This is a genomic window from Streptomyces flaveus, assembly GCF_014647675.1.
Lineage (GTDB): Bacteria > Actinomycetota > Actinomycetes > Streptomycetales > Streptomycetaceae > Streptomyces > Streptomyces flaveus.
Genome location: NZ_BMPQ01000003.1, coordinates 416,905 through 438,939 on the forward strand (window position 1 = coordinate 416,905; position 22,035 = coordinate 438,939).

Below are 22,035 nucleotides of genomic sequence, written 5' to 3' on the forward strand. Positions count from 1 at the left end.
CTAAAAGCTCCCTGTGAGCGGGTGGGCGGTCACCGGCCTGCCGCAGATCTACGGCAGGTCTACAACCCCGGAATCCTTCCGTTGCGGAACAGGTCCACGAAGATCTGGTGGTCGGCACGCGCGCGTGTCCCGTACGCGTGGGCGAAGTCCACCAGGAGGTCCCCGAAGCCGGACTCGTCCGCCGCGATCGCCGCGTCGATGGCCCGCTCCGTGGAGAACGGCACCAGATCGGAGTGGCCGCTCTCGTCGTCCGCCGCCGCGTGCATGGTGGCCGTGGCCCGCCCCAGGTCGGCGACGACCGCCGCGATCTCCTCCGGGTCGTCGATGTCGCCCCAGTCCAGGTCCACCGCGTACGGCGAGACCTCCGCGACCAGCTGGCCCGCGCCGTCCAGCTCGGTCCAGCCGAGCCACGGGTCCGCGTGCGCCTGGAGGGCGCGCTGCGAGATCACCGTGCGGTGGCCCTCGTGCTGGAAGTACTCGCGGATCGCCGGGTCCGTGATGTGCCGGGAGACGGCCGGGGTCTGGGCCTGCTTGATGTAGATCACCACATCGTTCTCCAGGGCGTCGGTGGCGCCCTCCAGAAGGATGTTGTACGAGGGCAGACCGGCCGAGCCGATACCGATGCCGCGGCGGCCCACGACGTCCTTCACGCGATACGAGTCCGGGCGGGCCAGAGAAGACTCCGGCAGCGTCTCCAGGTAGCCGTCGAAGGCCGCGAGCACCTTGTAGCGCGTGGCCGCGTCCAGCTCGATGGAGCCGCCGCCCGGCGCGAAACGGCGCTCGAAGTCGCGGATCTCCGTCATCGACTCGAGCAGCCCGAAGCGGGTCAGCGAGCGGGCGTCGCGCAGCGCGTCCAGGAGCGGGCCCTGGGCGGTGTCCAGCGTGAAGGGAGGCACCTCGTCGCTCTTGGCGCCCGTCGCGAGCGCGTGGATCCGGTCGCGGTACGAGGCCGCGTAGATCCGCACCAGCTCGGTGATCTGCTCGTCGCTGAGCGCCTTCGCGTACCCGATCAGTGCCACGGAGGCCGCGAGGCGCTTGAGGTCCCAGGTAAAGGGGCCGACGTACGCCTCGTCGAAGTCGTTGACGTTGAAGATCAGGCGGCCCTGGGCATCCATGTACGTGCCGAAGTTCTCGGCGTGCAGGTCGCCGTGGACCCAGACGCGGGACGTCCGCTCGTCCAGGTAGGGGCCGCCCCGCTTTTCTTCCTCCAGGTCGTGGTAGAAGAGGCACGCCGTGCCCCGGTAGAAGGCGAAGGCCGAAGCGGCCATCTTCCGGAACTTCACGCGGAACGCGGCCGGGTCGGCGGCAAGCAGCTCGCCGAAGGCGGTGTCGAAGACGGCGAGGATCTGTTCGCCGCGGTGCTCGGCGCTGAGCTGCGGATCCGACATCGCGGGGTGCCTCCAGGTGCAGGGTGATGCATGACAAGTGGGACAGAATCGTCCGTCCTCTTCCAACGGACGAAGGTACGCGGGAGTGCCCGTTTCCCGCATGTGAACGTACGCGGGGGACGCCTCGAATTGTCAGTGCCGAGGCATAGACTTCGACGCTGACCCCAGACTGTCCGCAGCCTGTCGGATCCCCGTCGACCCGTGTTCTTCTTGGAGGCCGAAACCGTGTCAAAGCCGCCGTTCACGCACCTGCACGTCCACACCCAGTACTCGCTGCTGGACGGTGCCGCGCGGCTGAAGGACATGTTCGACGCGTGCAACGAGATGGGCATGACGCACATCGCGATGTCCGACCACGGCAACTTGCACGGGGCGTACGACTTCTTCCACTCCGCCAAGAAGGCCGGGGTGACGCCGATCATCGGGATCGAGGCGTACGTGGCGCCGGAGTCACGGCGCAACAAGCGGAAGATCCAGTGGGGCCAGCCGCACCAGAAGCGGGACGACGTGTCCGGCTCCGGTGGTTACACGCACAAGACGATCTGGGCGGCGAACAAGACCGGCCTGCACAACCTGTTCAAGCTGTCCTCGGACGCGTATGCGGAGGGCTGGCTGCAGAAGTGGCCGCGGATGGACAAGGAGACGATCTCCCAGTGGTCGGAGGGGCTGATCGCCTCCACCGGGTGTCCGTCGGGAGAGTTGCAGACCCGGCTGCGGCTCGGCCAGTTCGACGAGGCGCTGAAGGCGGCCGCCGAGTACCAGGACATCTTCGGCAAGGAGCGGTACTTCCTGGAGCTGATGGACCACGGCATCGAGATCGAGCGCCGGGTGCGCGACGGGCTGCTGGAGATCGGCAAGAAGCTGGGTATTCCGCCGCTGGTGACCAACGACTCGCACTACACGTACGCGCACGAGTCGGCCGCGCATGACGCCCTGCTGTGCATCCAGACCGGCAAGAACGTCTCGGATCCGGACCGCTTCAAGTTCGACGGTACCGGCTACTACCTGAAGTCGACCGACGAGATGTATGCGATCGACTCCTCGGACGCCTGGCAGCAGGGGTGTGCGAACACGCTGCTGGTGGCCGAGCAGGTCGACACCGCCGGCATGTTCGAGGCGAAGAACCTGATGCCGAAGTTCGACATCCCGGAGGGCTTCACCGAGGTCACCTGGTTCCAGGAGGAGGTGCGCCGGGGCATGGAGCGCCGCTTCCCCGGCGGCATCCCTGAGGACCGGCAGAAGCAGGCCGAGTACGAGATGGACGTCATCATCCAGATGGGGTTCCCGGGGTACTTCCTCGTCGTCGCCGACTTCATCATGTGGGCCAAGGAGCAGGGCATCGCCGTCGGACCAGGCCGTGGCTCCGCGGCCGGTTCGATCGTGGCGTACGCCATGGGCATCACCGACCTGGACCCGATCCCGCACGGCCTGATCTTCGAGCGGTTCCTGAACCCCGAGCGTGTCTCCATGCCCGATGTCGACATCGACTTCGACGAGCGCAGGCGCGTGGAGGTGATCAGGTATGTGACGGAGAAGTACGGCGCCGACAAGGTCGCCATGATCGGCACGTACGGCAAGATCAAGGCGAAGAACGCCATCAAGGACTCCGCGCGCGTGCTGGGTTACCCGTACGCGATGGGCGACCGGCTCACCAAGGCGATGCCCGCCGATGTACTCGGCAAGGGCATCGACCTGAACGGCATCACCGATCCCTCGCACCCCCGCTACAGCGAGGCGGGCGAGATCCGGTCGATGTACGAGAACGAGCCGGACGTGAAGAAGGTCATCGACACCGCCAAGGGCGTGGAGGGCCTGGTCCGGCAGATGGGCGTGCACGCGGCCGGCGTGATCATGTCCAGCGAGCCCATCGTCGACCACGCCCCGGTCTGGGTGCGGCACACCGACGGCGTGACCATCACGCAGTGGGACTACCCGCAGTGCGAGTCGCTCGGCCTGCTGAAGATGGACTTCCTGGGCCTGCGCAACCTCACGATCATGGACGACGCCATCAAGATGGTGAAGGCCAACAAGGGCATCGACCTCGAGATGCTCTCCCTTTCGCTGGACGACCCCAAGACCTTCGAACTGCTCTGCCGCGGTGACACCCTCGGTGTCTTCCAGTTCGACGGCGGCCCGATGCGCTCGCTGCTCCGCCAGATGCAGCCCGACAACTTCGAGGACATCTCCGCCGTCTCGGCCCTCTACCGGCCGGGCCCGATGGGCATGAACTCGCACATCAACTACGCGGAGCGCAAGAACGGCCGCCAGGAGATCACACCGATCCACAAGGAGCTCGAAGAGCCCCTCGAGGAGGTCCTGGCGGTCACCTACGGCCTGATCGTCTACCAGGAGCAGGTGCAGAAGGCCGCCCAGATCATCGCCGGGTACTCGCTCGGCGAGGCCGACATCCTGCGCCGGGTGATGGGCAAGAAGAAGCCCGACGAGTTGGCGAAGAACTTTGTCCTCTTCCAGGCGGGCGCCCGGAAGAACGGCTACAGCGACGAGGCGATCCAGGGCCTGTGGGACGTTCTGGTCCCCTTCGCCGGCTACGCCTTCAACAAGGCCCACTCCGCCGCGTACGGGCTGGTGTCGTACTGGACGGCGTATCTCAAGGCGAACTACCCGGCCGAGTACATGGCTGCGCTGCTCACCTCGGTCAAGGACGACAAGGACAAGTCGGCCGTCTACCTCAACGAATGCCGGCGCATGGGCATCAAGGTGCTCCCGCCGAACGTCAACGAGTCGATGTCCAACTTCGCCGCCCAGGGCGACGACGTGATCCTCTTCGGCCTCTCGGCCGTCCGCAACGTCGGCACGAACGTCGTGGAGTCGATCATCCGCTCGCGCAAGGAGAAGGGAAAGTACGCCTCCTTCCCCGACTACCTCGACAAGGTCGAGGCGGTCGTCTGCAACAAGCGCACCACCGAATCGCTCATCAAGGCCGGCGCGTTCGACACCATGGGGCACACCCGCAAGGGGCTGACCGCCCAGTTCGAGCCGATGATCGACAACGTGGTGGCGGTCAAACGCAAGGAGGCCGAGGGCCAGTTCGACCTCTTCGGCGGCATGGGCGAGGAGGAGACCAGCGAGCCCGGCTTCGGCCTGGACGTCAGCTTCACCGACGACGAGTGGGACAAGGCCTATCTGCTCGCCCAGGAGCGGGAGATGCTCGGTCTGTACGTCTCCGACCACCCGCTGTTCGGCCTGGAACACGTGCTGTCCGACAAGGCCGACGCCGGCATCGCCCAGCTCACCGGCGGCGACTTCGGCGACGGCGCGGTCGTCACCATCGGCGGCATCATCTCCGGCCTCCAGCGCAAGATGACCAAGCAGGGCAACGCCTGGGCCATCGCCACCGTCGAGGACCTGGCCGGCTCCCTGGAGTGCATGTTCTTCCCTGCCACCTACCAGTTGGTGTCCACCCAACTCGTCGAGGACGCCGTGGTGTTCGTCAAGGGACGCCTCGACAAGCGGGAGGACGTACCCCGCCTCGTCGCCATGGAACTCCAGGTCCCGGATCTGTCGAACGCGGGGACCAACGCCCCCGTCATCCTGACGATTCCGGCGCTGAAGGTCACCCCGCCCATGGTCAGTCGGCTCGGCGAGATCCTCAGCCATCACAAGGGCGACAGCGAGGTACGCATCAAGCTCCAGGGCCCGCGCAAGACGACGGTCCTGCGGCTCGACCGGCACCGGGTCAAGCCGGACCCGGCGCTCTTCGGGGACTTGAAGGTACTGCTCGGCCCGTCCTGCCTGGCCGGCTGAACAGGCGCGTACTGAGCAGACACGTACTGCACACCGCGTACGGAAAACGATGAGGGGCGCCCCCGATCCGGGTGCGCCCCTCTCGCCCTGTGCTACCCCGCGTCTCCGGCATGATCCGCCGGGCGGGCCCTAGTTGTGGCCGAACTTCTTCTGCCGCTTGCCGCCGGAGGTGAACCGGTCGGGGCCCGGTGCGGATTCGGTCTGCTCGGCGGCGGACGCCAACTCCTCGGTGCCACGCCGGGCTTGCTCCTGTGTGCCGCGCTGTTGCGGGCCGCCCTGCTTGCGGTTCTTGTTCTTGGCCATGGTGATCTGCCTCCTGTTGGGGTTACCTAGGGGCCAGGACCGGGATCAGATTCACATAGGCGCTGAAGCCGCGCATGTCGGAGAATTACCGTGCGTAATAAGGCACGGCGGAGAGTGAACTTCCGATACGCCACGCCGAAGATCGAGTTCCGGCCGTTAACCTCCGCGCAGTCGGGCAGACTCGAAGGAAGCCCGAAGCAAACCTCCCGGAAAGAGGGTGGATCGCGTGGACCGCTGCATCGTCCTGGTGGACGCCGGGTATCTGCTCGGGGCCGCCGCCAGTCTTCTGGCCGGGGAGCCTTCGAGGTCCCGGATCACCGTCGACCACGCCGCCCTGATCCAGGGGTTGCGCGAGCGCGCCGAGTCCGACACGGAACGGCCCCTGTTGCGCATCTACTGGTTCGACGGCGCCCCCGACCGCGTGCCGCAGCCCGAGCACCGCAGGCTGCGCGTGATGCCCAGGGTTACCGTACGTCTGGGTGCACTGACCCGCAGTGACGGGCGGTGGGCGCAGAAGGGCGTCGATGCGGCAATGCACGCCGAGCTCACCGAGCTGGCGCGTAACCGGGCCTGCTCCGACGTGGTTCTGGTGACCGGTGACGGGGATCTGCTGCCGGGCATGATGGCCGCCAAGGAGCACGGGGTCGCCGTACACCTGTGGGCCGTGCAGGCCGCCGACGGCGACTACAACCAGTCCGAGGACCTGGTCGCGGAGGCCGACGAGCGCCGCGTACTGGACCGGACATGGATCACCAAGGCCGTACGGGCCAAGGAGTTCGGCGGGATCTGCGCGCCGCCGCCCGCGCCGCGGCCCGAGATCGCCGCGATCCTCTCCGCTCCGCTGCCCGAGTCCGCGATGCCCTCCAGGAGCGAGCGGGGCGCGCGGGAGCAGGACCACTCGCAGCCGGCGCCGAGTGAGAACGGCACTCAGGAACGAGGGTCGGCCGCGAAGGGGGTGCCGACGCCGAAGGATCTGGCGGCGTTGCGCGCGCCCGGTGCGCAGGCCACCCAGCATGCCCCCGCCAACGCCACGCTGCGGTGGTCCTCCGACAAGGGGTGGGTCGACCGGCCCGGCGCGGCCGAGTCCGCGGACGCGGCCGCGTTGCCGACGCTCGCGCAGCTCACCACGGCCGAGCAGCGGTGGGCCGACCGCGAGGAGGACATCACGGCGGTGAGCGGGGATCCGTACGAGGTCGGGCAGGTGTTCGCGCGGCGCTGGATGGGACGGCTGTCCGACCCGGTGCAGCTGCAGAAGCTGTCCACGATGTATCCGCGGGTGCCGCACCGGATCGACGGGGAGCTGTTGCGGTACGCGGCGCGGTTCGGGCTGCTCGCGCACAAGGACGACCAGATCGACGAGCATGACCGGTACGCGATCCGGGCCGGGTTCTGGCGGGAGATCGATGTACGGACAGCTGCGGAGCACGCTCCCGCGGGGGAGTGAGCGCCTAGTAGCTCGGGGGGTTTTGTTCGTAGGCGACTGCGGGTTCGTTGTGGCTGGTCGCGCAGTTCCCCGCGCCCCTATGGGGCGCTGGAGTACGCGCCCGCGGACAGTGACGCGGGCCCGCCTCGGTGTCCCGGTTTCGACCACGTTCGTGCCCCGATCGTGGTTCCGCGCCGGGGACCCCGTAGGCTCGTCCCTCGTGAGTACGCGCACCGCACAGACAGCCCGGCAAGGGCACGGTGGGGATGTCGTGTGCGCGGTGCGGGATCTGACCAAGACCTATCCGGCGGTGCGCGGACGGCGCGGGGCACCCGGGACACCCGAGGTGCGGGCCACCGACGGCGTACGGATCGACATCCGGCGTGGCGAGATCTTCGGGCTGCTCGGGCCCAACGGTGCCGGGAAGTCCACCCTTGTACGGCAGCTGACCGGACTGATGCGCCCCGATCGCGGCAGCGTCGAGATCCTCGGGCACGACGTCGTGCGCCATCCCGAGCGGGCGGCGCGGATCCTCGCGTACCTCGGACAGGAGTCCACCGCGCTCGACGAGCTGACGGTGTCGCTCGCCGCGGAGACCACCGGGCGGCTGCGCGGGCTCGATGTGCGCAGTGCGCGGGCCGAGCGGGACACCGTCCTCGAGGAGCTGGGTCTCACTCCTCTCGCCTCACGGCCGCTGCGGAAACTTTCCGGCGGGCAACGGCGGCTCGCCTGCTTCGCCGCCACCCTTGTGGGTGAACGCCCGCTGCTCGTACTCGACGAGCCGACCGCCGGAATGGACCCGATCGCCCGGCGCGCCGTCTGGGGAGCCGTCGACCGGCGCCGGGCCGAGAACGGCACGACGGTTCTCCTGGTCACCCACAACGTCATCGAGGCCGAGACGGTTCTCGACCGCGTCGCCGTGATGGACCAGGGCCGGGTCATCGCCTGCGACACCCCTTCCGGGCTGAAGGAGCAGGTCGCGGGCGAGGTGCGCCTCGAACTCGTCTGGCGTGAGCGCGCGCCCCTCGACGTTCCCGAGGTCGCCGCGCTGCGCGACCGCGCCGTCGAGTCCGGCCGCCGCTGGGCGCTGCGTCTCGCCCCGGAGGAGGCCCGCGCAGCGGTCGCCGCCGTCACCGGCGGGGCCGCGTTCGCCGCCCTGGACGACTTCACGCTCGCCACACCGAGCCTCGAAGACGTGTATCTGGCGCTGGGCGGGAGCGCCGGCAATGTACGGGGGTTGGTCAAGGCGTGAGTGTTCGGGCCGCTCTGGCCGTACGGAACAGGACGACAGCTGAAGCGAACAGGAGCCGCTCGACGTGAGTGTCGTACCCGCCGAGGTCCTGCCGGGCCGCGCCCTCCCCGTCGAGGACGCCGTCGCGCAAGAAGCCGCCGAGCTCGGACCGCGTGCCCGGCTGTGGCCCGCGCTGTGCGCCGTGTACCGGGCGCAGCTGTCCCGGGCACGGGTCGCGCGGATTCCGCTGCTGTTCGTGGCCACCTTCCAGTCGATCGGGATCATGGTCCTGATGCGCGGGGTGGTGGACGGCGGGGGCGAGGCGCGGGCCGTGGTGGCGGGCTCGTCGGTGCTCGTCGTCGCGTTCGTCGCGCTGAATCTGCTCGCCCAGTACTTCGGGCAGCTGCGTGCGAGCGGTGGGCTCGACCATTACGCGACGTTGCCGGTGCCGCCGGCGGCGGTGGTGCTGGGTGCGGCGGGTGCGTACGCCTCCTTCACCGTGCCGGGGACCGTGGTCACCGCCGTCTTCGGGTGTGTGCTGTTCGGCCTGCCGATGGCGAATCTGTGGATCCTCGCCGCCGTGATCCCGCTCGCCGGTGCGGCGCTCGCCGGGCTCGGAGCCGCGCTCGGGCTGCTGGCGCCGCGGCCCGAACTCGCCACGCTGCTCGGACAGTTGGGGATGTCGGCGGCGCTGCTGCTCGGGGTGCTGCCGGCGGACCGGCTGCCCGCGGTCGTCCAGTACGCGCGGGATCTGCTGCCGTCCACGTACGGTGTCGAGGCCTTCGGGCTGACCTTCGGGGCGAATCCCGACTGGGGGATCGTCGTACTCGACCTCGCCGTGTGCGCGGGGGTCGGGGTCGTCTCGCTGGCCGTCGCGACCTGGGCCTATCGTCGGGCTGCCGTCCGATGACGCGGCCCACAGCCGAGCCTGGCACGATGTCAGGGTGACCGCACCGCTTACTCCGCCCCAGCCGCCGCATCGCCCTTCTCCGGATCAGCAGTCTCCGGAGTACCAGTCTCCGCACCCTGCCTGGCAGGCGCCGCCCGCCGCCGCTGCTGGTGCGGGCGGATCCGTCGGCTATCAGGAGGACGGCCCCGGGATGAAGACCGAAGTGCGTCAGGCCGCTGTCATCGCGTTCGCGATGGCGGTCGGCGGGGTGTTGCTCGGGGTGCTGTGGTGGTGGCTCGCTCCTGAGGTGCCGTTGGTCTCGGACGCGTCCGCGGTCTATCTCAAGGACACGGAGGGGGAGCAGGCCATCGCGGTGGACGGGACGTTCACTCTGCTCGCGCTCGGGTTCGGGCTGGTGAGTGCGCTGGTCGTGTTCGCTCTGTGGCGACGCGGGGGGATCGGGGTCGTCGTCGCGCTCACGGTCGGGGGTGTGCTCGGTTCGTTGCTCGCCTGGCGGCTTGGGGTCTGGCTCGGGCCTACGCAGGATGTGGCGGCGCATGCTCGGGAGGTGGGCCGGGGGGTCACGTTCGCGGCGCCGCTGGAGCTTGAGGCGAAGGGGGCGTTGCTGGCCTGGTCCGTGGCGGCGCTGGTGGTTCACCTGGGGCTGACGGCGTTGTTCGGGCCGCGGGATCCTGAACTGGATCCTTATCCGCAAGGCCCTTACGGGGCGCCTCCGGCGTAGGGGCGGGGTTCTTGCGGGGGCTGGGCCACGGGTTTTCGCCCCCGCCGCCCTTACCCGTCCCATACCAAGGGGCTCCGCCTCTGGACCCCGCTGGGGGCTGCGCCCCCAGATCCCCGCTATCGGCCTGAACGGCCTCGTCCTCAAGCGCCGGACGGGCTGGTTGTGGCTGGGCTTGGCTGAATAGTGCACGTCAGTGCACGTCAGTGCACGTGAGCGCAGGTGAGTGCGGGTGTGCAGGCGGGCGGTTGGTGCCGCCTCAGCGGCACCAACCGCCCTTATCCCTACGCGGGCCTATGCCCATGATTCGAGCGGCCCTTCTTCATGCGCCACTTACGTTTGCGTGTTTTCTTCGACATGTTCTCGGTTTAGCCGAAAGTGCGGCATTCGTCGAGAGGTCACGTGCGGGCCACCGGCGCCGAGGTCGCTTCCGTGAGCTTGGCCAGGTCCCTCGGGGAAAGTTCGACTTCCAGGCCGCGGCGACCTGCCGATACGCAGATCGTGGGGTGGACCGAGGCCGAGGAGTCGAGGATCGTGCGGAGCTTCTTGCGTTGGCCGAGGGGGGAGATGCCGCCGCGGACGTAGCCGGTCGTGCGCTCCGCCGCCGCCGGGTCGGCCATCGTGGCGCGTTTGCCGCCCACCGCCGCCGCCAGCGCCTTCAGGTCCAGCGAGCCCGCGACCGGGACCACGGCGACCGTCAGGGCTCCGTCGACGTCCGCCACCAGGGTCTTGAAGACCCGCTCGGGGGACACGCCCATCGCCTCGGCCGCCTCCTCGCCGTATGAGGGGTGGGAGGGGTCGTGCTCGTACGCGTGCACCGTGAACTCGACCCCGGCAGCGGTGAGCGCCACCGTGGCGGGGGTTCCCCCGGGTTGCTGCTTCTTCGACTTCTTCGCCAACGGAACCAAGCCTTACGTCAGTTGAGACTCGTCGGCCCGCGAGTCAGCTCCGTCGCGGGCAGTGACGGCAGGTTACGGATGATCGCCGTCTCCGCGCGCAGCAATTTCAGCTCCTCGCGCAGGCGTGACGCCGTGTCCGGGGCCTGGAGCAGGCGCTGCTTCGCCGGTACGTCGAGCATCGCCGCCGCCGCGACCAGGTAGGAGACGACGGACGGCTCGTCCGGCAGCTCGCCCCCGGTCGACAGGGACCGTTCGCGCGCCCCGGCCAGCCGCTTCTGGTACTGACGGAAGGCTCGCAGTACCCCCTCGGCCAGCGCCCCCGCCTCCTCGCCCGGGTCCTCTTCCAGCTCTTCCAGCTCGGCCGTCAGGAATGCGCCGGACGCGTCCACCGAGAGCAGCCGTACGCGCCTCGTCCCGGTGGCCAGCACCTCGAAGCTGCCGTCGGCCCGCTCCCGGATGGTCGCCGCGTCCGCGATGCAGCCCACCTTGTGGAAGGCCCCCGCGGGATCGTCGCCGAAACCGGCCGCGGGCCCGCGCTCCGGTACGGCCGTCTGGTCCGGCAGCCCCTGCGCGCTGGGCGCGACCTCGTGGCCGTCGCGGATGGCGACGACGGCGAACCGGCGCGGTTCGTCCTCGGGAGTCTTCAGCAACTCACGCATCATGGCGCGATAGCGCTCCTCGAAAATGTTCAGGGGCAGCACGAGCCCCGGGAACAGCACCGTGTTCAGGGGGAAGAGGGGAAGCCGGACGGTGGTCACGACGCAAAAGCCTAATGGTCTCCGGGGTGGGCAGGTTCGCCGTGGTCACTCAGCGGACGCGCGGGCGCCGCGCTCCGTAGCTTGAACGGCGTGCGCGCGGCCACTTCCAGCCGTACGCCGTCCCGGAGTTCGAGGAACTGCCCGAGCGGGTCGTCCGAGATCCGGTCCCAGGGGAACGAGGTGGCGTACGGCCCGATCCGGCGCAGCTGCGCCAGGGCGTCCTCCCAGCGTTCGAGCCGGACCAGCACGTAGGTGAGCAGGTTGCGGACCTGGGCGGGCCACGGGTCGGCGGGCGCGTACTCCCGCGACAGGGCGATCGCGAGATCGGCCGCCGCGTCCAGGCGGTCGCGCGGAACCGTGGATCTGCCGCCCTCCTCGGTCAGATACGCGAAGGCCGCGCGCACGGGCAGTGCTTGGACGAGGGAGCCCGGCAGCGCGTCCTGCGCGGCCCGCTCGGCGAAGTCGAAGCACTCGCGGTGCGAGCCGTACCACGCGGCGGACAGGTACTGGAGGGCGGAGACGTGGCAGCCGTAGTGGTGCGGGGAGCGGCGTACGGCCTGAGCCCACAGCTCCTCGAACTCGGTGTGCGACGCGTTCGTGCCCCGGGCGTGGTCCAGCGCGATCCGCCACGGCACCGGATCGCGCGGGTCGCCTTCGGCGGCCGTGGCGATCAACGGCGCGACCTGGCGCAGCAGTTCGGCGCGGGCCGGTGACTCCCAGCCCCGGCACATCGCCAGCTCGGCCTTGATCAGCAGCGCGTCGGGGTCGTGCGGGGCCGCGTACCGCCAGAGCGCGAACCACTCGGGCCGGGAACGGGCGAAGGCGGCGAGGCGCGTCGCGTACCGGTCGCGATTCTCCCACTCGGCGGCTTCACGCGTGGTGGCGAGCAGTTTGGCCGCGGGCTCGTACTCGCCCTGGCCCGCGGCGACCAGCGCCGGCGCGAGCCGCTCGTCCGCGGCGTCGAGCAGGACCTCGTCGTCGCCGGGCAGACCGGCGGCGAGCCGGGAGGTGTTCCGTGCCATCCGGGCGGTACGGACGAGCGCGCGCAGTAAGGCCATGGAGGTGCTCCCCTCTGCGACTGTCTTTTGCGCCTGAACCGGCGCCGCTCTCGCGGACCGGGTTGCTCGCCGTCGTGGTTGCTCAATTGATGGTTCGGTGAGAAGACGGCTGAAATGCGGCCAGGGTTGTGCGTGTTCAGATTACGGTTCAGCCCCGGCGCAGGAGCCGTGTCGCGCCCGCTGCCACCGCCGTCGCCAGGATCCAGCCGAGCAGGATCACCGCCGCGGCCAGCCACTGCCAACTGCCGTGCAGCTGCCAATAGCCCACCTGGCCGAGGTCGATGACGGGCAGGAGCAGGTCCAGGGCGAAGAGGGAGGGGTTCCACGGCGGATGCTCGCCCGTCTTGATCGGCGGATGGTCGGCATGGCGGAAGGCGAGCGAGGTCGCCGCCCACAGCACCGCCATCCATACGGCGGCCCGTCCCGGCCGGTACCCGTAGGCGACCGTCCAGTCCTGTACGTACCCCCAGAGCCTGGCCGCGGGCGGCAGGAACTCGCGGCGGTGGCGCTGCTTGGCGAGCAGCACCTCGCGCGCGTCCTCGTCCTCGCCGCCGTCGCGCAGCACGGCCGCCAGGCGCTCGTACGGCTCCGGGCTGTACTCGGGGGTCGCCGCGGCCACCCACTCCAGGCGCCGGGCCAGCGGGAACGGGCCGCGCGGCACGAGGTTCTCGTACTGGAAGCCGCCCATCTGCAGCTGGCCCGCGCCCGGCCAACTGCTCGCCGCGTCCATGAGGTTGACGACCCGGGCGCCGGACAGCACGACCCGCCCGCGTCGCGGCCGCTCCCCGAGGAAGCGCAGCTCGGGAACCTGCACGCGGCGCAGCGATATCTCCTGGTCGTCCCTGAGGACGAAGCGGGCCTGCTCGAAGTCCACCGCGTCCCCGAACCGCCCGTCGTCAAGCCGGATCCCGCCCTCGCACGCGAACCGCTGCACCCGCGTTCCACGCGCCGGAGTCCGGCCGCTGGTCTGCAGCGGATTGCCGACGCCCGCGGGCGTCATATAGAGCGTGCGCTCGACGGTCAGCTGAGGGGCGTTCAGCGCCAGCCGGTCGTGCGGGTTCTTCAGCCGGCTGCCGCGCAGACTGAGCGAGACGCCCACCGTGGCGCCGCGCAGGCTCAACTCGCCGTCGGACTCCAGCATTTCGGCCTGCAGGTCCTGACCTACGGTCATCCCGTCGCCGGTGATCGAGCGGCCGTGCCGGTCCCGGTGGACCACGGCCTGGTTGAGCAGCAGATCCGTGCCGATGTGCGCGTCGGTGAGGCGTACGCCGTTGTGGAAGCGGCAGCGCGGCAGATGCAGATCGCCCTCGGTGTGCAGCCGGGCCGCCTCCAACCGCGGCACCGAGCAGCCGACCAGGCGCACGGTCGTGAACCGGGCCTCCGGCAGCAGGAGTTCCTTCTCGAAACGGCAGCCCTTCATCTCGACATACGGGACGATCGTGCCGCCCGCGAGATCGAGTACGCCGGTGATCCGGATGCCGGTCAGCTTCAGGGACGAGACGCGGCCGTCCAGCGCGGGCGGTCCGTTCAGCAGCAGCATGGCCACGACGCGCGCCCGCACACTCCGCTCCGGGCCCCATGGACGGCCGCCGTGCGGATCGTCCGCGGTGGTGTCCCCGGTGCGCAGGTCGTACATGCTGCCGTTGCGGAACGCCTGCCACATTCCCGTCTCGGCGGCGGTCAGATCGTCCGGCGGATCCGCGTCCCGGATCCCGTGCCGGATGGCGGCACCCTCGGCCACGGCTCTTCCTTCCTCCCCTGGCTACTCGCGGGTTTCGTACAGTCGTTCAGGTGATGCCCGCTGTGTGACGGCTTGAACACTCACGGTGAATGTGATCCGTCGGGGTGGGTTCGGGGAGGGTGTCGTATCAGCGATTGATACAGCCGTCCGGCGCTCGATCCCCGTCTGAGAGAATTGGCCACGTGATCTCCCGAATCGATCTGCGCGGCGACGCCCTCCCCGAGGGCCCCGCCCTGCGCGACCTGCTGCCCCGAGCCGACTTCGACGTCTCGGCCGCCCTGGAGAAGGTGCGTCCGATCTGCGAGGCCGTGCATCATCGGGGCGACGCGGCGCTGATCGACTACGCGGAGAAGTTCGACGGCGTACGGCTGGACCATGTGCGCGTACCCGCCGCGGCGATCGAGCGGGCCCTCGCGGAGCTCGACCCCGCTGTGCGCGCGGCCCTGGAGGAGTCCATCCGCCGCGCCCGCATCGTCCACCGCGAGCAGCGCCGCACGACGCACACCACCCAGGTCGTGCCCGGCGGTTCGGTGACCGAGAAGTGGGTGCCGGTCGACCGGGTCGGGCTGTACGCGCCCGGCGGCCGGTCCGTCTACCCCTCCTCCGTGATCATGAACGTGGTGCCCGCGCAGGAGGCCGGCGTCCAGTCGATCGCCCTCGCCTCTCCGGCGCAGGCCTCCGCTTTTGAAAATGACCCAGCCGGCGGCCTGCCGCACCCCACGATCCTCGCCGCGTGCGCGCTGCTCGGGATCGACGAGGTGTACGCGGCCGGCGGTGCGACCGCCGTCGCGATGTTCGCGTACGGCACCGAGTCCTGCCCGCCCGCCAACATGGTCACCGGCCCCGGCAACATCTGGGTCGCCGCCGCCAAGCGCTACTTCACCGGCAAGATCGGCATCGACTCCGAGGCCGGCCCGACCGAGATCGCGATCCTCGCGGACGAGACCGCCGACCCGGTGCACGTCGCCGCCGACCTGATCAGCCAGGCCGAGCACGACCCGCTCGCGGCAGCCGTCCTCGTCACGGACTCCGTGACGCTGGCCGACGCGGTCGAGAAGGAGCTTCAGCCACAGGTCGCGGCCACCAAGCACATCGAGGACCGGATCACCCCGGCGCTCGCGGGCCGGCAGTCCGCGATCGTGCTGGTCTCCGGTGTGGACGAGGGCCTGCGGGTCGTGAACGCGTACGGCGCGGAGCACCTCGAGATCCAGACGGCCGACGCTGCCTCGGTGGCCGACCGCGTGACGAACGCGGGCGCGATCTTCATCGGCCCCTGGGCGCCCGTCTCGCTGGGCGACTACGCGGCGGGCTCCAACCACGTCCTGCCGACCGGCGGTTGCGCCTGCCACTCCTCGGGACTCAGCGTCCAGTCCTTCCTGCGCGGCATTCACATCGTCGACTACACGCGCGAGGCCCTCGCCGAGGTGGCGCACCACGTGGTGACGCTCGCCGAGGCCGAGGACCTGCCGGCGCACGGTGCGGCCATCAAGGCACGCTTCGACTGGAAGGTGCCGAGCAAGTGAGTTCCTTCGGTATTGACGATCTCCCCGTACGCGACGAGCTGCGCGGCAAGTCCCCCTACGGCGCGCCCCAACTCGACGTTCCCGTACGCCTGAACACCAACGAGAACCCGTACGCGCTGCCCGAACCCCTCGTCGAGCGGATCGTCGAGCGGGTGCGCGAAGCCGCCCGGAACCTCAACCGCTATCCCGACCGGGACGCGGTGGAGCTGCGCACCGAGCTGGCCAAGTACCTGACGGACACCGGTAAGTACGCGGTCGGCCTCGAGAACGTCTGGGCGGCCAACGGCTCGAACGAAGTCATCCAGCAGCTGCTGCAGACCTTCGGCGGGCCCGGCCGTACGGCGATCGGCTTCGAGCCCTCGTACTCGATGCACGGCCTGATCGCGCGCGGTACGGGGACAGGATGGATCTCCGGGCCCCGCAACGAGGACTTCACGATCGATCTCGCCGCCGCCGAGGAGTCGATCGCCGAGAACCGACCCGACGTCGTCTTCATCACGACCCCCAACAACCCCACGGGCAACGCGGTTCCGCCCGAGACGGTCATCGCGCTGTACGAGGCCGCGCAGGCGGCGAAGCCGTCCATGGTGGTCGTGGACGAGGCGTACATCGAGTTCAGCCACGGCGACTCGCTGCTGCCGCTGCTCGAAGGACGGCCGCATCTGGTCGTCTCGCGGACCATGTCGAAGGCGTTCGGCGCGGCCGGGCTGCGCCTCGGCTATCTCGCCGCGCACCCGGCGGTGGTGGACGCCGTCCAGCTCGTACGGCTGCCGTATCACCTTTCGGCGGTCACGCAGGCGACCGCGCTGGCTGCCCTGGAGCACACCGAGACGCTGCTGAAGTACGTCGAGCAGCTGAAGGCCGAGCGGGACCGGCTGGTCGGCGAGCTGCGCGCGATCGGCTACGAAGTGACCGAGTCCGACGCCAACTTCGTGCAGTTCGGGCGGTTCGCCGACGCCCATGAGGTCTGGCAGAAGATCCTCGACCGGGGCGTCCTGGTCCGGGACAACGGCGTACCGGGATGGCTGCGGGTCAGCGCCGGTACGCCCGAAGAGAACGACGCGTTCCTCGACGCGGTACGTGAACTCAAGAAGGAGCAGAACGCATGAGCCGCGTAGGCCGTGTCGAACGGAACACCAAGGAGACGTCCGTCGTCGTCGAGATCGACCTCGACGGCAGCGGAAAGGTCGATGTGTCGACCGGGGTCGGCTTCTACGACCACATGCTCGACCAGCTCGGCCGCCACGGTCTGTTCGACCTGACCGTGAAGACCGAGGGCGACCTGCACATCGACTCGCACCACACCATCGAGGACACGGCTCTTGCGCTGGGCGCCGCCTTCAAGCAGGCGCTCGGCGACAAGGTGGGGATCTACCGCTTCGGCAACTGCACGGTCCCGCTGGACGAGTCGCTCGCCCAGGTGACCGTCGACCTCTCAGGCCGCCCCTACCTCGTGCACACCGAGCCCGAGAAGATGGCGCCGATGATCGGCGAGTACGACACCACGATGACCCGGCACATCCTGGAGTCCTTCGTCGCCCAGGCTCAGATCGCGCTGCACGTACACGTGCCCTACGGGCGCAACGCGCACCACATCGTGGAGTGCCAGTTCAAGGCGCTGGCGCGGGCGCTGCGTTACGCCTCCGAGCGTGACCCGCGGGCCGCCGGCATCCTTCCGTCCACGAAGGGTGCCCTGTAAAGCCATGAACGGCCTGTCCACCGTACTGATCGTCGTCGGGCTCTTCCTGGTCGGCGGCATCATCTCCTTCGCCAAGCAGCAGATGCCGAAGAGCCTCATCGTGCTGCTCTCCATCGGTGCCGCGATGTGTCTCGTGGCGGGGATCCTCCGGCTGGAGGTATGGAATTGAGTACCCCTTCAAAACGAGTAGTCGTCTTTGACTACGGCTTTGGGAACGTACGGTCCGCCGAACGCGCTCTCGCGCGCGCGGGCGCCGAGGTCGAGATAACCCGCGACTTCGACAAGGCCATGAACGCGGACGGGCTGATGGTGCCGGGAGTCGGCGCCTTCGCCTCCTGTATGCAGGGACTGAAGGAAGCCCGCGGTGACTGGATCATCGATCGCCGACTGTCGGGCGGGCGCCCGGTGATGGGCATCTGCGTCGGTATGCAGATCCTGTTCGCGCGCGGCATCGAGCATGGCGTGGAGACCGAGGGCATGGACGAGTGGCCCGGCTCGGTCGAGCCGCTCCAGGCCGACATCGTCCCGCACATGGGCTGGAACACCGTGACGGCACCGGCCGGTTCGGAGCTGTTCGCGGGCCTGGACGCCGACGCCCGCTTCTACTTCGTGCACTCGTACGCCGTCCACGACTGGTCCATGGAGACCGCGAACGCGGCGATGCGGGCGCCCGTGGTGACCTGGTCGACGCACGGCAAGCCGTTCGTGGCGGCCGTGGAGAACGGCGTCCTGTGGGCGACGCAGTTCCACCCCGAGAAGTCCGGCGACGCCGGAGCGCAGCTGCTGAAGAACTGGATCGGAACCCTCTGATGACGTCGAATCCCTCTGGGAAGCTCGAACTCCTCCCCGCTGTCGACGTCCGTGACGGCCAGGCGGTCCGCCTGGTGCACGGCGAGTCCGGTACGGAGACCTCGTACGGCTCTCCTCTGGAGGCCGCTCTCGCCTGGCAGCGGGCGGGTGCCGAGTGGCTGCATCTGGTGGACCTGGACGCGGCGTTCGGAACGGGCGACAACCGGACGCTGATCGCCGAGGTCGCGAAGGCGATGGACATCAAGGTCGAGCTGTCCGGCGGCATTCGGGACGACGCCTCGCTGGCCGCCGCCCTGGCCACCGGCTGCACGCGCGTGAACCTGGGCACGGCCGCCCTGGAGACCCCCGAGTGGGTCGCCAAGGTCATCGCCGAGCACGGCGACAAGATCGCGGTCGGTCTCGACGTACGCGGTACGACGCTGCGCGGGCGCGGCTGGACCCGAGACGGCGGCGACCTGTACGAGACGCTGGAGCGCCTCAACAAGGAGGGTTGCGCGCGGTACGTGGTGACGGACATCGCCAAGGACGGCACGCTGCAGGGCCCGAACCTGGAACTGCTGCGCAACGTGTGCGCGGCGACGGACCGCCCGGTGGTGGCCTCCGGCGGGGTGTCCTCCCTGGACGACCTGCGGGCCATCGCCGAGCTCGTACCTCTCGGTGTCGAGGGCTCCATCGTCGGGAAGGCCCTGTACGCGAAGGCGTTCACCCTGGAAGAGGCCTTGGAGGCTGTGGCGTCATGAGCGATGCCGTGCGGCGCGTGCAGAGCGGAAGCCCCTGGGAGGAGTCCTTCGGTTTCGCACGCGCCGTCGCGGCGGGCGACCGGGTCCTGGTGGCGGGCACGACGTCTTTCAAGGGCAGCGTGCTGTACGGGGAGGGTGACCCGTACGAGCAGGCCAGGGTGGCGTTCGCCAACGCCCTGGACGCACTCGGCGAGTTCGGCCTCGGCGTCGACTCCGTGCTCCGTACGCGGCTGTATCTCACCCACGCACGGGACGTGGACGAGGTGGGCCGGGCCCACAAGGAGCTCTTCGACTCCGTGCGCCCGGTCTCGACCCTGCTGATCGTGGACGGCTTCGTCGATCCGCGCATCCTGGTCGAAGTGGAACTGGAAGCCTTCAGAGGCTAGAAGCGCATTTTTGCTGGTGAGGAGCCGTGAATTCATGACCCTGGCGGTCCGAGTCATCCCCTGCCTGGACGTCGACAACGGCCGGGTCGTCAAGGGCGTCAACTTCCAGAACCTGCGCGACGCGGGCGACCCCGTCGAGATGGCCAAGGTGTACGACGCCGAGGGCGCCGACGAGTTGACGTTCCTGGACATCACGGCGTCTTCGGGCAACCGCGAGACGACGTACGACGTGGTGCGGCGCACGGCGGAGCAGGTGTTCATTCCGCTGACGGTCGGCGGTGGGGTCCGTACCACCGAGGACGTCGACAAACTGCTGCGGGCGGGCGCGGACAAGGTGGGCGTGAACACCGCGGCGATCGCCCGTCCGGAGCTGATCCGCGAGATCGCCGAACGCTTTGGCCGGCAGGTCCTGGTCCTGTCGGTCGACGCGCGCAGGACGTCGTCCGGAAGCTTCGAGGTGACGACGCACGGTGGTCGCAAGGGCACGGGCATCGACGCCGTCGAATGGGCGCATCAGGCAGCCGAGTTGGGCGCGGGCGAGATCCTGCTCAACTCGATGGACGCGGACGGCACGAAGGACGGCTACGACATCGAGATGATCGAAGCGGTACGGGGGCATGTCACCGTCCCGCTGATCGCCAGTGGCGGAGCCGGGCGGCTCGCCGACTTCCCGCCGGCGATCACCGCGGGCGCGGACGCGGTACTCGCGGCCTCCGTCTTCCACTTCGGGGACCTGCGGATCGGCGAGGTGAAGGAGACGCTGCGGGGGGCGGGACACCCCGTACGGTAGTTCGAGGTATCACTCTTGGTAGTGAATTTGGTAGTAATCAGGTTTCTTTCGTGGCTATCGTGATCGCATGCCTGGAATCACGATCGAGTTCACCGAGGAAGAGCTGGCCGAGCTGCGCGCCGAGGCCAAGGAACAGGGCGTCGCGATCAAGCGGCTGGCGCACGACATACTGACCGAGGATGTTGTGCGCCGACGGCAGAAGCAGCGGTTCGTCGAGGGGGCGTCGAAGAAGGCCCGGGAGATCATGGCGGACTTCGACGAGCGCTTCCCGAAGGGCCTGCGGTGACCCTCTACGTGGACACCGGATGGGTCCTCAACATCCAGGTGAACGTCTCCCCGCAGAACACGCCGATCCGCGACTGGGGCGCGTTGCACTGCATGGCCGAACGGCACAGGTACGAACGTGTCGCAGGCGAGCCCTACTACGAGGAGATCCCTGCACGGGCGGCGACCTTCCTGCACACCGCCCTGAGGCTGCGACCCTTCAGCGACTACAACGCCTCGATCGGCATCGCCTGCGCCTGGGAGTACATGGAGCAGTCCGGGATGCCGTTCGAGCTGTCGTACGGCGAGGTTGCGAAACTCGTAGCCGACATCCGCAGCGACGAGGCCGACCTCACGGAAACGGCCCGTTTGCTGCGCGACTGGGCCGCGTAGACAGGATGGACGAGGAAGGCCGCGCAACGCTCGTTGCGCGGCCTTCCTGCGCGTATCAGTCCCCGCCTAGATCCCCAGCTGCTTCGTCTCGTGCAGCTTCGCGATCGCGGCCTTGTCGCCTTCCAGTTCCACGTCGGCCTCGTTCAAGCGGCCGTAGGTGAACATCAGCAGCTCGGAGGGCTCGCCGGTCACTGTCACCACCGGGGTGCCCCGGTGGGCCACCGCCGTCTGGCCGTCCGGGCGGCGCAGCACCAGGCCGGTCGGGACGCTGCGGCCCACGAGGCGGGCCGTTCGCTCCAGGCGGGACCAGAGGGCGTCCTGGAAGACGGGGTCCAGTTCGCGCGGGGTCCAGTCCGGCTGCGCGCGCCGTACGTCCTCGGTGTGGACGTAGAACTCGACCGTGTTCGCCGCCTCGTCGATCTGCTTGAGAGAGAAGGGCGAGAAGCGGGGCGGGCCGGTACGGATCAGCTGGATCAGTTCCTCGTACGGCTTCTCGGTGAACTCCGCCATCACCCGGTCCAGGCGCGGCGCGAGCTGTTTGATCAGGGTGCCGCCCGCTGCGTCCGGGCGGCGCTCGCGCACCACCACATGGGCGGCCAGATCCCGGGTGTTCCAGCCCTCGCACAGGGTCGGGGCATCCGGGCCCGAGGCCTCCAACAGGTCGGCGAGGAGAAGTCGTTCACGCTTTGCATGGGTCGACATGCCTGCCAGCCTACGACCGGCTTCGCGGTCCGGACAGTGGACGCCCGCCGAACGGCCCGTACGAGCGCGGCACAATGGCTCCCATGACCCGCAAGCCCCATCCCGCCCGTCACCCGACCACCGCCCCTCATCGAGGCGCTTCGCGCCACAGTTCTCCATCCAGTCGCCTGGATCCCGCCATCGCCGCGCGCCTCAAGCGCAGCACGGACGGGCTCGTCCCCGCGATCGCCCAGCAGTACGACACCGGGGAGGTGCTGATGCTGGGCTGGATGAACGACGAGGCGCTGCACCGCACGCTGACCACGGGCCGCTGCACCTACTGGTCGCGCAGCCGTCAGGAGTACTGGGTCAAGGGCGACACCTCCGGGCACGTCCAGTACGTCAAGTCCGTCGCCCTCGACTGTGACGCCGACACCGTCCTGGTCAAGGTCGACCAGGTGGGCGCCGCCTGCCACACGGGCGCCCGCACCTGCTTCGACGCCGACGTCCTGATCGAGGACGCCGTGTCCGACGTACAGTCCCTCGGTCAGTAAG

General features: G+C 69.3%; 23 protein-coding genes. 16 read left to right on the plus strand and 7 right to left on the minus strand.

Annotated features, from left to right (window positions below):
• Positions 1-59: 59 nt before the first annotated feature.
• Positions 60-1,388, minus strand: coding sequence for a DUF2252 domain-containing protein (locus IEZ21_RS08610; protein ID WP_189321258.1), 1,329 nt, complete (start codon positions 1,386-1,388; stop codon positions 60-62).
• A 225-nt stretch (positions 1,389-1,613) separates the two neighbouring features.
• On the opposite strand from IEZ21_RS08610, the gene dnaE reads away from it, so the two are divergent.
• Complete coding sequence (gene dnaE, locus IEZ21_RS08615; RefSeq protein ID WP_189321259.1) at positions 1,614-5,153, plus strand: DNA polymerase III subunit alpha; 3,540 nt, start codon at positions 1,614-1,616, stop codon at positions 5,151-5,153.
• A gap of 129 nt (positions 5,154-5,282) precedes the next feature.
• Here the strand turns inward: dnaE and IEZ21_RS08620 are convergent, their stop codons facing one another.
• Positions 5,283-5,456, minus strand: coding sequence for a hypothetical protein (locus IEZ21_RS08620; protein WP_189321260.1), 174 nt, complete (start codon positions 5,454-5,456; stop codon positions 5,283-5,285).
• Positions 5,457-5,682: 226 nt separating this feature from the next.
• On the opposite strand from IEZ21_RS08620, the gene IEZ21_RS08625 reads away from it, so the two are divergent.
• The 4 genes from IEZ21_RS08625 to IEZ21_RS08640 all read left to right on the plus strand — a co-directional run bounded on the left by IEZ21_RS08625 (position 5,683) and on the right by IEZ21_RS08640 (position 9,741).
• Positions 5,683-6,900, plus strand: a complete 1,218-nt coding sequence (locus IEZ21_RS08625) for an NYN domain-containing protein (protein ID WP_189321261.1) — start codon at positions 5,683-5,685, stop codon at positions 6,898-6,900.
• Positions 6,901-7,150: 250 nt separating this feature from the next.
• The gene (locus IEZ21_RS08630) at positions 7,151-8,131 is read left to right on the plus strand and encodes an ABC transporter ATP-binding protein (RefSeq protein WP_189321406.1); all 981 of its coding nucleotides are present in this window, start codon (positions 7,151-7,153) and stop codon (positions 8,129-8,131) included.
• 64 nt (positions 8,132-8,195) lie between these two features.
• The gene (locus IEZ21_RS08635; protein ID WP_189321262.1) at positions 8,196-9,020 is read left to right on the plus strand and encodes an ABC transporter permease; all 825 of its coding nucleotides are present in this window, start codon (positions 8,196-8,198) and stop codon (positions 9,018-9,020) included.
• A gap of 34 nt (positions 9,021-9,054) precedes the next feature.
• Positions 9,055-9,741 (plus strand): AAA family ATPase, encoded by a 687-nt coding sequence (locus tag IEZ21_RS08640; protein ID WP_189321263.1) that lies wholly within the window; start codon positions 9,055-9,057, stop codon positions 9,739-9,741.
• 395 nt (positions 9,742-10,136) lie between these two features.
• Here the strand turns inward: IEZ21_RS08640 and ybaK are convergent, their stop codons facing one another.
• From ybaK to IEZ21_RS08660, 4 genes are all read right to left on the minus strand, one after another.
• Positions 10,137-10,637: a Cys-tRNA(Pro) deacylase gene (gene ybaK / locus IEZ21_RS08645; RefSeq protein ID WP_189321264.1), complete on the minus strand. Its 501-nt coding sequence runs from the start codon at positions 10,635-10,637 to the stop codon at positions 10,137-10,139.
• Between the two features lie 17 nt (positions 10,638-10,654).
• Complete coding sequence (locus IEZ21_RS08650) at positions 10,655-11,395, minus strand: LON peptidase substrate-binding domain-containing protein (protein WP_033318054.1); 741 nt, start codon at positions 11,393-11,395, stop codon at positions 10,655-10,657.
• Between the two features lie 11 nt (positions 11,396-11,406).
• Complete coding sequence (locus IEZ21_RS08655) at positions 11,407-12,453, minus strand: hypothetical protein (protein WP_189321265.1); 1,047 nt, start codon at positions 12,451-12,453, stop codon at positions 11,407-11,409.
• Positions 12,454-12,601: 148 nt separating this feature from the next.
• The gene (locus IEZ21_RS08660) at positions 12,602-14,194 is read right to left on the minus strand and encodes an oxidoreductase (RefSeq protein ID WP_189321266.1); all 1,593 of its coding nucleotides are present in this window, start codon (positions 14,192-14,194) and stop codon (positions 12,602-12,604) included.
• Positions 14,195-14,376: 182 nt separating this feature from the next.
• On the opposite strand from IEZ21_RS08660, the gene hisD reads away from it, so the two are divergent.
• From hisD to IEZ21_RS08710, 10 genes are all read left to right on the plus strand, one after another.
• Positions 14,377-15,717 carry a histidinol dehydrogenase gene (hisD, locus tag IEZ21_RS08665; RefSeq protein ID WP_189321267.1) on the plus strand — a complete coding sequence of 447 codons (1,341 nt, stop codon included), beginning with the start codon at positions 14,377-14,379 and terminating at the stop codon, positions 15,715-15,717.
• A complete protein-coding gene (locus tag IEZ21_RS08670; protein ID WP_189321268.1) occupies positions 15,714-16,826 on the plus strand; it encodes a histidinol-phosphate transaminase in 1,113 nt (370 codons plus the stop codon). The genes hisD and IEZ21_RS08670 overlap by 4 nt, the downstream gene beginning before the upstream one ends.
• The gene (gene hisB / locus IEZ21_RS08675) at positions 16,823-17,416 is read left to right on the plus strand and encodes an imidazoleglycerol-phosphate dehydratase HisB (RefSeq protein ID WP_151479224.1); all 594 of its coding nucleotides are present in this window, start codon (positions 16,823-16,825) and stop codon (positions 17,414-17,416) included. Before IEZ21_RS08670 ends, hisB begins: the two co-directional genes overlap by 4 nt.
• A 4-nt stretch (positions 17,417-17,420) precedes the next feature.
• The gene (locus tag IEZ21_RS08680; RefSeq protein ID WP_033318048.1) at positions 17,421-17,585 is read left to right on the plus strand and encodes a CG2302 family histidine operon protein; all 165 of its coding nucleotides are present in this window, start codon (positions 17,421-17,423) and stop codon (positions 17,583-17,585) included.
• On the plus strand, positions 17,576-18,226 hold the full coding sequence (gene hisH, locus IEZ21_RS08685) for an imidazole glycerol phosphate synthase subunit HisH (RefSeq protein ID WP_189321269.1): 651 nt from the start codon (positions 17,576-17,578) through the stop codon (positions 18,224-18,226). Before IEZ21_RS08680 ends, hisH begins: the two co-directional genes overlap by 10 nt.
• Positions 18,226-18,966 carry a bifunctional 1-(5-phosphoribosyl)-5-((5-phosphoribosylamino)methylideneamino)imidazole-4-carboxamide isomerase/phosphoribosylanthranilate isomerase PriA gene (gene priA, locus IEZ21_RS08690; protein ID WP_189321270.1) on the plus strand — a complete coding sequence of 247 codons (741 nt, stop codon included), beginning with the start codon at positions 18,226-18,228 and terminating at the stop codon, positions 18,964-18,966. The genes hisH and priA overlap by 1 nt, the downstream gene beginning before the upstream one ends.
• A complete protein-coding gene (locus tag IEZ21_RS08695) occupies positions 18,963-19,352 on the plus strand; it encodes a RidA family protein (protein ID WP_189321271.1) in 390 nt (129 codons plus the stop codon). Before priA ends, IEZ21_RS08695 begins: the two co-directional genes overlap by 4 nt.
• Positions 19,353-19,386: 34 nt before the next feature.
• Positions 19,387-20,142, plus strand: coding sequence for an imidazole glycerol phosphate synthase subunit HisF (hisF, locus tag IEZ21_RS08700; RefSeq protein ID WP_189321272.1), 756 nt, complete (start codon positions 19,387-19,389; stop codon positions 20,140-20,142).
• A 67-nt stretch (positions 20,143-20,209) separates the two neighbouring features.
• Positions 20,210-20,428, plus strand: coding sequence for a hypothetical protein (locus IEZ21_RS08705; RefSeq protein WP_033318043.1), 219 nt, complete (start codon positions 20,210-20,212; stop codon positions 20,426-20,428).
• A complete protein-coding gene (locus IEZ21_RS08710; RefSeq protein ID WP_189321273.1) occupies positions 20,425-20,799 on the plus strand; it encodes a hypothetical protein in 375 nt (124 codons plus the stop codon). Before IEZ21_RS08705 ends, IEZ21_RS08710 begins: the two co-directional genes overlap by 4 nt.
• Before the next feature lie 66 nt (positions 20,800-20,865).
• Here the strand turns inward: IEZ21_RS08710 and IEZ21_RS08715 are convergent, their stop codons facing one another.
• Positions 20,866-21,501 (minus strand): TIGR03085 family metal-binding protein, encoded by a 636-nt coding sequence (locus tag IEZ21_RS08715; protein ID WP_189321274.1) that lies wholly within the window; start codon positions 21,499-21,501, stop codon positions 20,866-20,868.
• 74 nt (positions 21,502-21,575) lie between these two features.
• Here IEZ21_RS08715 and hisI point away from each other — a divergent pair, with 74 nt between their 5' ends.
• On the plus strand, positions 21,576-22,034 hold the full coding sequence (gene hisI, locus IEZ21_RS08720; protein WP_373302190.1) for a phosphoribosyl-AMP cyclohydrolase: 459 nt from the start codon (positions 21,576-21,578) through the stop codon (positions 22,032-22,034).
• Position 22,035 lies beyond the last annotated feature (1 nt).